Origin of the sequence: Chryseobacterium sp., from assembly GCF_019236175.1 — a bacterium.
Classification (GTDB): domain Bacteria; phylum Bacteroidota; class Bacteroidia; order Flavobacteriales; family Weeksellaceae; genus Chryseobacterium.
On sequence record NZ_JAFAJM010000003.1, the window covers coordinates 1 to 12657 of the forward strand.

Here is a 12657-nt window from a genome sequence, read left to right on the forward strand (position 1 = left end):
GCGGGTTCGAGTCTCGTCCGGATCGCAGAAGTTTTCTCAATTTCTTTTAAAAAAATTGATCCGGTAGTTCAGCTGGTTAGAATGCCGCCCTGTCACGGCGGAGGTCGCGGGTTCGAGTCCCGTCCGGATCGCAACTCAATCAAAAAACCTGTAAAGAAATTTACAGGTTTTTTTTGATTGTACTACAGATGAGGTAGATGGGGCAATGGTTTTTAAAAATATGGCTGCTGATTCATTTGTACACTGAAATCATAAGATAGTCCTGACAGGTCTTACATCTGTCAGGACTATGATTAAAAGAAGTATTGAGTTTGTTTTATGAACTTGTCTGATGAGATTTTATGGACATGAAGCGTTCAATGGGTTCTTAAGATAGCCCTTTCCTGGAGGAGGTTGTACAAAATAAGGGGTCCCATAAGTATTTCCCGGACGGAAAAAATCTGTAGATATCACCTGAGCACCGCTGCTGAAAGCAGCTTTAGACCGTGTGAAGTCATTGTTTTTTGCTTCATACGTTTCAATATCAGCTCTTGTTCGTACAATATATCCCTGTTTTATCAGATCCTGTATTTCTTTTTGTCTGACAATGGCATTATCCCGTAAAATAAAAGCAGCAAAAGAATCATCAGGTTCGCTGTTGAGAAACATCACTCTTTCTTTTAAAGAGCCGTTGATAAGATAGGGATTGTTCTTAGACGATAAAGTTCCTGCGCTGCCGGGTAAAAGCATGAAGATAAATTTACCGGAACTTTCTTTTAGCTTAGGCCAGTTGTTATGAGTCACCGCCTCTTTTAAAGTAGAGTAATTCCCCTGAACATCCTTCGGCATAATAATCTTATCTTTTCCCATGTATTTCACAATTTCTTCATCCAGATGATCGTAAGCATTCTTGTCAAAAGGTAAAACTTTAGTACTGTTCTCAAAAATAGGAAATCCGGAGTCCTTAGCTTCAATCATCATGAAAACAGGTGTATGATCAGGATGCAGATCAGACCAGTTTTTAAGAACTGTAAGGGCCTCTTTTAAGGTAGGGTAGTGGGTTCTGAAATCAATGTCGGCCATATGCAGTACTTTAAAGCCAGGCTGATCCAGTCCTTTTGTATTGAAAGGGGCAAGATCCGTGATTCCTTTTGCCTGCAATGTCTGGTAGGAAACAGGATGACTGAATCTGCTTCCTTCAGGATCATAATACACGTCAATTTCCAGTCCGCGAAGGTTGGCATTCAGCTGTTGTTCAAAATCAGGATGATTATAATGTAATCCTTCTTTCAGATCCATTCCGTAAGGATGATATTCTTTAAATTTAGCTTTCTGCTCTTCGGACATCAGACTGCCGTATTTTTGCATCATTCCGTTAATAATAGGGGTGACTAAATCCAGTACCCGTGGATCTGCAGGTTGTGCATACGAATTATGGGTTCCCACGATTTGCAGTTGATTGATCCTTAGATTCGGGCATTTATCCTGTGCCTTCAGTAAAGCTGTCATACATAATGCAGCTCCGTATATATACTTTTTCATATAAATGAATAATTTTGATTAAAAATTGAAATTGAATCCCAACTGTCCCCGTATTCCGGAGTAGGATATATTTTCTACGCGGTTTTTTACTCCCATATAATAGCGGTTGGGCTCATTGAAAATATTATTAAGCTCTACAAACAGCCGTATTTTCCGGCTAATGCTGTAAGAGGTTGAAAAGTCTACCGTAAAGTTTTTATCAAAATATTGGTAATGATCTGCTCCTGCGGCCGCTCTGATTTCACTCACATAATTACCTTTGTAGTTTCCGGCCAGACGCAGCATGAATTTACTGGTTTCATAGAATAGTATAGTGTTGAAAATATGTTTGGCCTGATTAGGAATGGTGGTAGACATGGTTCCGGTTTGTTTTCCGTTTTCGTAGACCGGCATATTCATCTTAGAAGAGATGTAGGTATAATTTCCCTCGAAGCCAATATTTTTCAAAAAGCCGGGAAGGTTTTCGAAACGTTTTGAAATTCCGAATTCAAACCCGAATAGTGTTGCCCCTTCCAGATTTTTCGGAGCGGTAAATGTGTAAGCTCTTCCTCCGATATCTGCAACAGACTGATCTTTATAGATAAGATTGGTAATATCTTTATAGAAAACTCCGGCTGTGATAAGATCCAGTTTTCCGAAATAGTTTTCAAACATAATATCAAAATTATTTGAAAATGTAGGATCCAGTTTGGTATTTCCCTGTGTAATTGTATTGGTGATATCATTGACAATGGTTCCCGGGTTCAGATCATTGAAGTCTGGTCTTGCAAATGAACGGGTGTAAGCAAGTCTCAGAATACGGTCGTTACTGATATTCCATTTCATATTGATCATGGGAAGCAATACATTATAGGTTTTGTTGTCTTTAATATCTTCTGCTGTATTATTTTTATCAGATCCTACTTTTTTCCCCCAGAATGTAATGGCATTATATTCATTTCTGACCCCGCCTAAGACCTGAAGCTGATCTGTAATTTTCCATGTCCCCATTACATAAGCTGCCCATACATTTTCGGTACCTCTGTACGAGCTGGTTATATTTGAATTGCTGTCTTTAGAGTTTACCAGCACCAGTCCCAGTCTCTTTTGAGTATCAGGATCATACATCCTGTCAATTTGTGTATTGGTGATCTGATCCAGGAGAACCCCGTTATAAGGATTACCAAGAGGATTCATAAAACCTCCTCTGTAAGGGAATCCTTCACGCTCAAGCTGGTTCAGGTAAGTGACGGGAGCTCCCGGTATTCCCAGGGAAGATTGGGGCATCCAGACCAGTAAAGAACTACTGACTGTTTTTTCTTTATTGTTGTATTTGGTTCCGAACTTAAATTCAAAGCTGTCAGAAGCTTTATATTTAGCATCTACCTGTCCTCTGAGGTCAGTTTCGCTGTTACGGTTCTGGCTGAGAATAATCTGGTTTAATCTTAGTTTATCTGCGGCAATGGGCTGTTGATTATAAGGCAGCGTATAAGTGCCGGTGTCTCCGATGCTGTCCGGAGCATCCATCGCCATGTATTTTTTCCCGTCCGCGGATAAATTTCCGTAGGTCATGGGTTGTATGAAATTAATCATTGGATACCCTCTTTCATATTTGTCAAGATTTTCCGGAGAGTTAAATCTGAATTCTGAACGTGCTTTAGATAAGGACCAGTTTATTTCTATGCGTTGCCCTGTCTGATGGTTTCCTCCCAGCTGCATAGAATACAGATCGGTAAGATAATCAGCATGCCTTGCCTGAAGCATTACATTTTTATTATCAAAATTAAAATAGGTTTCCCGTACGGATTGTCCGTCTTTATATTGGCTGTATAAGCCTTTAAAGTATAATTTATTCCTGCTGTTGATTTCATAATCCAGCCCAGTATTGAATCCCAGGGTTCTCCGGTTGGCCAGATAATCACGTAGCTGAAGCTGGTTGATAGAATAAGACGCTGTTTTATCCTGAAGACCGTAATTGAAAATGTTCCTCATCTGATCTATGGCAGTAGAACGTTCCCAGATTACTGCAGAGGCAATAAATTTCAGCTTATTAGTGATTTTGTTTCCATAGACGACTGAGGTGTTATAAGTAGGGGATTTGGACATATTCACATAGCCTGAAGCCATGCTTATAGCCAGTATTTCTTTGTTGGGAGATGTTTTCGTAATAAAATCGATATTGCCACCAATGGCATCTCCATCCAGGTCGGGGGTTAATGCTTTAGATAGACGGACATTCTGAATGAGCTCCGAAGGAAAAATATCCATTTGTATCCCCCGATTGGCGTTATCACCACTTGCACTTGGCATCCTGTTGCCGTTTAATGTCGAAGCTGTCCATTGTACCGGAGTTCCTCTTACGGCGACAAAACGCCCTTCCCCCATATCTCTTTCGATGGAAACTCCCTGCATACGTTGTACTGCATCGGCAGCGTTACGGTCAGGAAGTTTTCCAATAGCATCTGCAGAAAGAACTTCAGTAATGGTATTGGAGTTTTTCTTCATGGCGATTGCTCTCGCCTGTGAAGCTTTGTACATACTGGTAACAATGACCTCCTGAAGGTTGTTCTCTTTAAGTTTTGTTCCCAGTTTGATGAGTCCGAGCTCCACTTCCTTTTTATTCAGCACCGTAATAGGAATAGAGAGGCTCTCATATCCTTTGTACTCGATAATAAGTTTATAATTACCATCATAAACATTACTGAGGATAAAAGAACCATCGGTACCGGAAGTGATTTTTTCACCTGTATTTTCAATATAAATCAGAGCGTTGGGGAGGTTTCCCACGGGATCTACAACAATTCCATGAACTGTTGTCTGTGCAAAGGCTAAAGGCCCAAGAAGAAAAAATGCTGCTTTTGTTAAAAAAAGTCTTTTGCGTGCCATCTTTGTAAAAATTTCTATGCAAAGATGTCTGCTCTTTTAAAAGTTTTAGTTCATTTAAATTTTATACAACTTATTCTCTGGAGTCCGAGGAAAACTATGCTGTAAATCAGGTAATTAATAATGTTAAATTATTGTAACTAATGGGCGAGCTGGGAAGGAAGACAGTCATATTCCTTTTTAAAATACTTATAAAAAGTAGATTTGGATTTAAAGCCACACTGAAAGGCAAGATCAGTAACACTGGCCGAAGGATCTTCCGACAAGATCTGTTTAAAATGCTGAATCCGGTTTCTGTTGGTATATTCGTGAAAATTGGAATTAAGATGTTTATTGAAAGTAATGCTTAAGTCTGTCTTACTTATTTTCAAATGGCCGGAAAGCTGGTCCAGAGTAAATTCTTCATCCAGATAAACCTGACTTTCCTGATAGAAAGCGATGATGGATTGTTGTACGGATTCAAAATCTATTTTAGACAGGTCTTTATACTGATATGTTTCTTTTGGAGCTGAAAAATGAGGGGTATGCAGAGTCTGTTTCTGTAGTCTGCTTTGGTACGTTAAAATATAAACGTACAAAATCCAGCCAAATTGAAACAGAAATAAAAGACTATAAATCTTTTGATATACCATCGTATTCCAGCCTAACAGATATACTGCCCAAAAAACCAGTACGCCAGCTAATACATAGCAAAGCAGGTAACGAAAATTTTTTGCCACCGGATGGCTGATGTTTTTACGATATTTTGTTAAAAAGTAAATACAGAGGGAAAGGCAGGCTACCCAGTAATAACTGTAGTAGCTGAAATATGATTTATAGGATTTGATCGCTATATCCGCCCAGGAGAATTCAAAAATTTTTGCAGAGAGAGCAATCGCATGATGAATAACAATCAATGAGAACGGAATGATCAGGTATCTGAGTCTGTCTCTCCACCGAATATTGATTAAATAAGTCGTAATGTACAGGAATATAAGGCCTTTAAAAACACGAAGACTTCCCGGAATTTCGTACAGTACAGATTCGTAACCGAATTTTTGAATGATAAAATATTCATATCCCATATCCATACTGACTACAATAATATACAATAGCAACATATTCAGTACAGATTCTCTGTTTTTGATAAGGCACATCAGTAAAGTTAGGGTGATAAGTGCCTGTAGTACAACTACCATAATGATGTATAACATGATAACTGATATTTTGCCAAAATTATAGATAATATGAGCATGGTATCTTTAACAAATTATTAAATATAGTACGATGTGGCTTTATTCTTTTTTTCGGTGCTGCCGCGGGTATTAAACAGAATTTTATTCTTAGATTTTTATTCTTTATACGGATAATATTATTTTTAATTTTAGTTTTGCATTCAAAATGAAATTCTGACGGACCCATTTAATATGTGCCATTCAGCTTAAAGAATTAAAAAATGCTTTTCAATAACGTAACAAGGATAATCAAGCAAATATTCACGATAGATATTGATGAAAACAGAGTTTTTGGACTGGATCTGCTGCGTTTTTTTGCTATTTCTTTTGTTTTTATAGGCCATGGTTTACATTATCTGCCGTTTTCTGATTTTCTGGTCCGTTTTATGCTGGACGGCGTTACTTTGTTTTTTGTTTTGAGCGGCTTTTTGATAGGAGGCATATTAATCAAGATTTTAAATGAAAATAAATTTGACAGAAGGGTATTATTTAATTTCTGGATAAGAAGGTGGTGCAGAACTTTGCCTGCTTATTTTCTGGTGTTGTCTGTTCTTGTCATTTTGGAAGTATTTTTTACAAACGATTCTCCAAAATCTGATTATGCCCAGTATTTTTTGTTTATTCAGAGTTTTGCTTCTCCTCATCCCGGGTTCTTCCCGGAAGCATGGAGTCTAAGTGTGGAAGAATGGTTTTATTTACTGATGCCTATATTTTTATATGGATTGATCAGGGTGTTAAAACTTAAAGTAAAAACTTCTATTCTTTCTGTTATTTTCTTTGTTATTCTTTTTGTTACCCTATTCCGGCTGTACAGATATTCTACAGATATTATCCCTCATGATCTGCGTTCCTGGGATATTAACTTCAGAAAACAGGTGATTACAAGACTGGACAGTTTAATGTATGGTGTTCTGGGAGCTTATATTAAATATTATTACCCCCGAATCTGGAATAAAGGGAAGGAAACAATGCTTGTTGCAGGGCTCATATTAATTATTATTAGCCATCTTTCTTTTATAGGAATCATTACAGAAGCACGAAGTCTCTATCTTTCTGTATTTTCTTTTTCATTGATGTCCGTAGGAACTCTTTTTCTCTTACCTTTTTTAAGCAGCTATACAACCAGTCATTTAAAGATAGCAAAGCCGGTTACTTACATCAGTCTTATTTCATATTCGATGTATCTCGTCAATTTATCTCTAATTCAACCTTGGATTGTAGATCGTATCCCCGGATACTTCAATTTTCCGATTTACATTTTTTTATGTCTGATGATCCCTTTTTTCATCTATAAATATTTTGAAATTCCAACAACGAAATTAAGAGACAGACTGATCATCAGAAAAGCAGTTTAATCTTAAAATAATGAAAAGTGGTAGTGTCCTTTTTATCGGGAGCTGTTGTAAAAGAGTCTGAAAAAAAATTACTGTCTGGCAAGACAGTAATAGAGATAGATCAGCGATATGGTGCTTCGATCAGTTTTTGACTTTTAAGCAGTAATACTGTTAAAAAGCTGATCTTTAGAGCTGCTGTAATTCGGTCGTCTTTCTTTAATATCTTCAGTCTGAATAGATCTTCGTATTCCAAGTTATTTACGATAAAAACTTTATGGCAAAACCTATTTTTTACTTTAACCGAATTTGTTAGACAGCTTCTTTATATCATGGTTATTGATAACAGAGAAGAAGTGCTATTTTGAGCCTGTCTTGTGATGGTGTTCTAAAAAAGGTACAATCATGTAATTCTGTTGGCAAAAGTAAATCACTGTATTTTGAAAACTACTACACTTTTGTGTAGATTTGTGGTATTGTAGTTAAAACTACTCCTTTGGGTAGTTGACATACGAATACTTATAAGCATATGGAGCAAATTAACAGATTTTTTAATGATAGCAATGAAGTAAGACATGATGCAGATATTGACTTTAGCCAGTCGGGAGACTACCTGGAAGCTATAAGAGCTCTTTCCAGAACAACGTACCAAAGTCTGTATGTCATCAATTATCAGAACAGAGGATTTGAATATGTTTCAGATAATCCGCTCTTCTTGTGCGGGAAGACTTCGGAAGAGGTAAAAGCGCTGGGTTATGCTTTCTATTTTCAGAATGTAAAACCAGAGGATGTAGAAATGCTGATTAAGATTAATGAAGCAGGATTTAAATTTTATGAAACCATTCCTGTTGCTGACAGGAAAAAATATTCTATTTCTTATGATTTTAATCTGATCAACAGCAGAAAAAACCTGATTTTGGTAAATCATAAACTCACTCCGATGTTTCTTACCGAAGAAGGGCAGGTTTGGAAGGCATTATGTGTTGTCTCTCTTTCCAGTAACACCTCTGCGGGAAATGTGATCCTAAGCAAAGATGGTTCTGATGAAATCTGGAAATACGATCTGGATGCAGATACCTGGGAGAAAAGTGAAAAAATGAAGCTTTCATCCAGAGAATATGAAATCTTAAGTCTTTATACCAGCGGGCTGACGATCAATGAAATAGCTGAAAGACTTTTTATTTCAGCAGATACGGTCAAATTTCACCGAAAAAAACTGTTTGATAAAATTGGAGTAAATAATATTGCTGAGGCATTATCTTACGCTAAAACAAATAAACTACTGTAAAAAATACACTTAATTAACTTTTTTTTAAGATTTTTTTAAGAATATGTTTTGAATTTCAATTTTAGGTCTGATATTTGTACTGGGTAGCCAAACTACATGACCTAATTTAGTTATGAAAAACATATCTGTGAAAAAATCATTTTTTTATGCCTGTTTATGCGGGGTATTTCTTATTTCATGTAAAAAAGAAATAGAAAAAATAAGCGATACTTTTAAAGACACAGTTTCTTCTGTATCGGAAACTCCGAAAGCGGAAGCAGATTCTATTAAAAAAGATTCTGTACCTGTGGTGAAGAAAGAATCAGCTCCGCCTGCCATGCAGGAAGATGGTTTTTATAATGCTTTTGTACTTCCAAAAGATAAAAAAATGAGGGATTCTGTGTATGCAGCATTCAGCAAAAAATATAATGAAAAAGAACGAACCGCTATTTTAGCCCTAAACAGGCTGGATTCCAAAAGTAAATGGAATGCAGATACTCTTGTTGTACCGGCAAAAATAGATACAACACTGATGGCTTATTCTCCTTTTCCTATGCAACTGGATGTATTGAGCGGCGTGAAAAAATTTGTCATCTTTTCATATCCTATTCAGGCTTTCGCAGTGTATTCAAATGGAAGCCTTGTAAAATGGGGACCTACAAGTATGGGGAAAAAAGCAGCTCAGACGACAAGAGGTCTTACTTTTGCCAACTGGAAAAAGAAACTGTCAATCTCTACCGTAAGCAGCGAATGGAAACTTCCTTACAACTTCAATATTCATAATATAGGAGGAATCGGATGGCATGAATACACTCTTCCCGGATACCCGGCATCACACTCATGTTTAAGATTATTAAGGAAAGATGCCCAATGGTTGTATTCATATGCGGATACCTGGATATTGAACCCCGGCGGAGCTACTACAAAGGCCAGAGGAACGGCTGTTATGGTATTCGGAGACTATAACTGGGGCGGAAGAAAACCCTGGAAGAAACTTTTAAATGATCCGAATGCCAATAATATCTCAGTGGAAGAACTTACAAAGTTATTAGAACCGGATGTTCCTAAAATGCTGAAAGAACAAAGCAACAGAGAAAGAGTGGCGGATTCTATTAAAACAGCAAAAGCAATGGCTGCTCCTGTGGTCAGTGAAAAACCTGCGGAATCTTCGTCTAATTAACTTTTTTCTCGAATTGTAAAGTAGATTCTTCAGCGAATTTTCTTAGTTTAAGCATTTCTTCTTTTCCTTTATGCTGTCCGAATCTTGCAGCAGCATAGGTGAGAAGAATAAAAAATATCATGACAAAAGAAGCGCTTAGTGCCCAAGGGTACTCGGCGCTTTTTATTTGTTTTTCTACATAATACATCGTAAAGAATGTCATCCAGAGAATAGAAAAAGAAAAATAAAGGAACATGAAAAATGTCCAGACTGCAGAACTTGGCCCGAATACACCCCGGATGACCGTATGCTCATCCTCATGTTCGACACGCAGAGAAAGACGGGGTTTCCAGTAATTATCATACTTTGTTTCTACGCTGATTGTGGCTACTTCTTTATTGATATTACCGGAAAATTCATCTTGATGTTCCGCAAGGTATTTTTTTAAATTTTCAGCATACTCTTCTTTGGTAAGATGGGTAAACATCTTAAATCTGGGTCTGGTTCTTATTCTGTCTAAGGTGGTTTCTTCGGTTTCCATAGGCTAATCTTGATAAGGGATCGGATCTTCTAAGGTAAATCCTAAAGTTAAAGTTTCATTTTTTCTCTCAATAACAAGGGTGATATTTCGGCCCTCAGAAGATTTCACAAGTTCAATGATTTTTTCCATCGTCATATCCGATGCTTTGTTTCCATTGATACTGATAATTTTGTCATCTTTTTTTAACCCTGCTTTATCTGCCGGAGAATCTTTTCTTACCCCTGCGATCGAAAAAACAGGTTTCAGAATAAATTTATACTGGAAAGAATCCGGTGAATAGGCTTCATTCATTTTAATGGTGGACGGCTGAGTTTCAATTTTTACCCTCTCTTCACTCCATTCCAGCCCATCCTGTCTGAAGTCTAATCCACTCATGTTAAAATGAAAAGGATCATCAAAAAATCTGTTTTTCTTTATATATAACTTTTTGTTAGTGTAATCAAATATAACAAAAAATCTGCGCATAATTTCTCCGCCCACAGATCCTTTTCTGTTTTCCACCAAATTGACGTGCTGAATGGAAAACTCATCAGGCATAGAAGTGATGGGCTTTTCAAACTTAAATTTTCCGAGATAAAAGTTGTGGATTCTGCTTCTTTTGCCATAAATATCGCCATTGAATCCCCGGCCGAGAAAATCATCAATATTAGGTCTGTTATAGACAAAATTTTTAATTAAAGTAGGGAAGAGCCATAAAGCGTCACTATTGCCAAGATCAATCAATAATTTTGAGTTTTTCTTTTCATTGGTCATTTCTATATCGGCATAGAGATAAGGTTTTTCTTTTTCTATGCTAATGGAAAGTTCATCAAACTTTCTGATCTTCTTTGGAAGGGCATCCTGATTTTCATATACCGTTATTTTTTTTGCGGCATAGTCTATCGAAATAGGATGATTTTTAAAAAAATGATACCCAATCATTCCATTGACCGGAATTCCTACATGGGAGGAGATATTAAACTCTTCATCAATAATAATATAAAGAGACATGGAGTTATTAATGATATGGTCACCTATCCGGGCTAAATTCCGTTCAGATTTTAAGCCGTCAATACTTTTGCTGCCTCCCAGTCCTGAAAATTTCACCTTTTCTACATTAGCCAGCTTGACTTCCTTATTGTCTACACTGAAAAGCAGGGTTTCCGAAACACCGGTATCCAGTAAGAAAGTGAGTTCAGCACCATTAACGTTGATGGGAATAAAAATAAGATTATTGATGAACTTAAACGGAATCACTGCTTTGGAAGCATTGGTCAGTTCAAATGAATTCTGGGCATTGATTAAAATGCTTATAAATAAACCCAATAAAAGAACCCTGAATTTCATTTACTGAATTTAGTGAAAAAATACAGATTATCAATAAAAAAACATTCCAAATGCAGGAATGTTTGTATAAATTACAATAAATTGCAATACGTTATTGATTTATTTCAAATGGAATTAAGCGTTTTTAGAGAAGAATTCCATGAGGTCCATATAATTCTTCTGGTTCACTCCATGCCCACTCATATATTCTCTGAATGTGAAATAACAGCTCAGATCATACAACAGATCCGCAGCTTTTCTTCCCCATTCTAAAGGAATAACAGCATCATCAGTACCGTGTGAGATGAAAAATCTTAATCTTTCCAGTTTCTTTTTATCCTTTACAATACCATCCAGCAGCTTTTCTTCCGGATAGGTACTCAGGCAGGCAATATTATTAAAAAGCTCAGGATGTTGTAACGCTAAGGCATAGCATAGCATACCTCCCTGGCTAAAGCCGCATAAGTGTACTTTGCTTTCGGTAAGCCCATAGTGATTGATGATTTTTAATATACTTTCCAATACTGAATTAAAGGATTCCTTCGCCTGGTCTATATCAATAAAATTTTCAGCATTGTTAAAATCAATATCAAACCAGGAATATCCTTCAAACTGGGTATCTCTGGGTGCTCGGAAGCTTATAATAAGCCAGTCATTAGGCAATGTTTCTCTAAAGCTGAAAAGATCTTGTTCATTGCTTCCGTAGCCATGAAGCATAAAAAGAACAGGAGTAGTGGAAGTAATATTTTCCGGCTCTCTTACTATATAATCTAAATTCATACAGCAAATATAGCCAATAAATCATATTGTAAATTCTATGTTTTATTATTCATGTAAATAAGTTTGGCAATCAGATGCCGGATGTTTAATGATTGTTCATTTGAACTGTATTATTGTGTGTTAGACTGTTTTTTTTTGTTTTTGCTGATTTGATATTATTTGTAATTCTTTATTGAAAATTTTCTATAAAAGTTATTTTTATATTAATAAAAAACCTATATTTGGAACATTAAAAATCTATTTGGAGAAATGAAGCAATTTTACAAATCAAAAAGTTTACTAAGACTTTCTTTTTTATTCGTTTTATTATTTTCTGTAGTTACTGTTGTCAGTTCTTGTAAAAAAGATGATGATGACGGATCTCAGGATCACATGGTTCAATTTGAAGTAAAGACTAGTACCGGAGGGGTTATTAAAACAATTGTAACTCAGGTAGGAACTACTAAAACTGATATTTTTGATCCGGTAGGAACAACCTGGAAAAGTGATGAGTTTTTTGTGAACTCAAGCCAGGCACAATTAAATCTGGATGCTAATGCATCACTTCCGGATGTTGATTCAGAATTAACGATCAATCTTTGGATAGATGGCGAAATTGTAAAAACAGATAAGAAGAAAGGAAAAGGTGTACTTGTTGCTTCTATTGATTACAGCTTCTTAGAATTGTAAATTTATTA

General features: G+C 36.4%; 10 protein-coding genes and 1 tRNA gene. 5 read left to right on the forward strand and 6 right to left on the reverse strand.

The genetic code is table 11. The features are described 5' to 3' along the window. The first annotated feature begins 57 nt into the window (after window positions 1-57). Window positions 58-131, forward strand: a tRNA-Asp gene (locus JO178_RS01480). A 208-nt stretch (window positions 132-339) separates the two neighbouring features. Here the strand turns inward: JO178_RS01480 and JO178_RS01485 are convergent. From JO178_RS01485 to JO178_RS01495, 3 genes are all read right to left on the reverse strand, one after another. Then, window positions 340-1521: a phosphatidylinositol-specific phospholipase C domain-containing protein gene (locus JO178_RS01485; RefSeq protein WP_291930690.1), complete on the reverse strand. Its 1182-nt coding sequence runs from the start codon at window positions 1519-1521 to the stop codon at window positions 340-342. An 18-nt stretch (window positions 1522-1539) separates the two neighbouring features. After that, complete coding sequence (locus JO178_RS01490; protein WP_291930692.1) at window positions 1540-4386, reverse strand: TonB-dependent receptor; 2847 nt, start codon at window positions 4384-4386, stop codon at window positions 1540-1542. Between the two features lie 137 nt (window positions 4387-4523). Then, window positions 4524-5576 carry a helix-turn-helix transcriptional regulator gene (locus tag JO178_RS01495; protein WP_291930694.1) on the reverse strand — a complete coding sequence of 351 codons (1053 nt, stop codon included), beginning with the start codon at window positions 5574-5576 and terminating at the stop codon, window positions 4524-4526. A gap of 242 nt (window positions 5577-5818) precedes the next feature. On the opposite strand from JO178_RS01495, the gene JO178_RS01500 reads away from it, so the two are divergent. The 3 genes from JO178_RS01500 (at window position 5819) to JO178_RS01510 (ending at window position 9375) form a co-directional block, all read left to right on the forward strand. After that, a complete protein-coding gene (locus JO178_RS01500; RefSeq protein ID WP_291930696.1) occupies window positions 5819-6952 on the forward strand; it encodes an acyltransferase in 1134 nt (377 codons plus the stop codon). Between the two features lie 505 nt (window positions 6953-7457). Beyond that, window positions 7458-8216, forward strand: a complete 759-nt coding sequence (locus tag JO178_RS01505; protein WP_291930698.1) for a helix-turn-helix transcriptional regulator — start codon at window positions 7458-7460, stop codon at window positions 8214-8216. Between the two features lie 127 nt (window positions 8217-8343). Beyond that, window positions 8344-9375, forward strand: coding sequence for a L,D-transpeptidase (locus tag JO178_RS01510; RefSeq protein ID WP_291930700.1), 1032 nt, complete (start codon window positions 8344-8346; stop codon window positions 9373-9375). On the opposite strand, the gene JO178_RS01515 is transcribed toward JO178_RS01510, so the two are convergent. The 3 genes from JO178_RS01515 to JO178_RS01525 all read right to left on the reverse strand — a co-directional run bounded on the left by JO178_RS01515 (window position 9368) and on the right by JO178_RS01525 (window position 11980). After that, a complete protein-coding gene (locus JO178_RS01515; protein WP_291930701.1) occupies window positions 9368-9895 on the reverse strand; it encodes a hypothetical protein in 528 nt (175 codons plus the stop codon). The genes JO178_RS01510 and JO178_RS01515 overlap by 8 nt on opposite strands. Before the next feature lie 3 nt (window positions 9896-9898). After that, window positions 9899-11221: a PDZ domain-containing protein gene (locus JO178_RS01520; RefSeq protein WP_291930703.1), complete on the reverse strand. Its 1323-nt coding sequence runs from the start codon at window positions 11219-11221 to the stop codon at window positions 9899-9901. Between the two features lie 114 nt (window positions 11222-11335). Beyond that, entirely contained in the window at window positions 11336-11980 is a 645-nt protein-coding gene (locus tag JO178_RS01525) for an alpha/beta fold hydrolase (RefSeq protein ID WP_291930705.1), read from the reverse strand. Between the two features lie 249 nt (window positions 11981-12229). Between JO178_RS01525 and JO178_RS01530 the strand changes: the two genes are divergently transcribed. Next, window positions 12230-12649, forward strand: coding sequence for a hypothetical protein (locus JO178_RS01530; RefSeq protein WP_291930707.1), 420 nt, complete (start codon window positions 12230-12232; stop codon window positions 12647-12649). The last annotated feature ends 8 nt before the right edge of the window (window positions 12650-12657 follow it).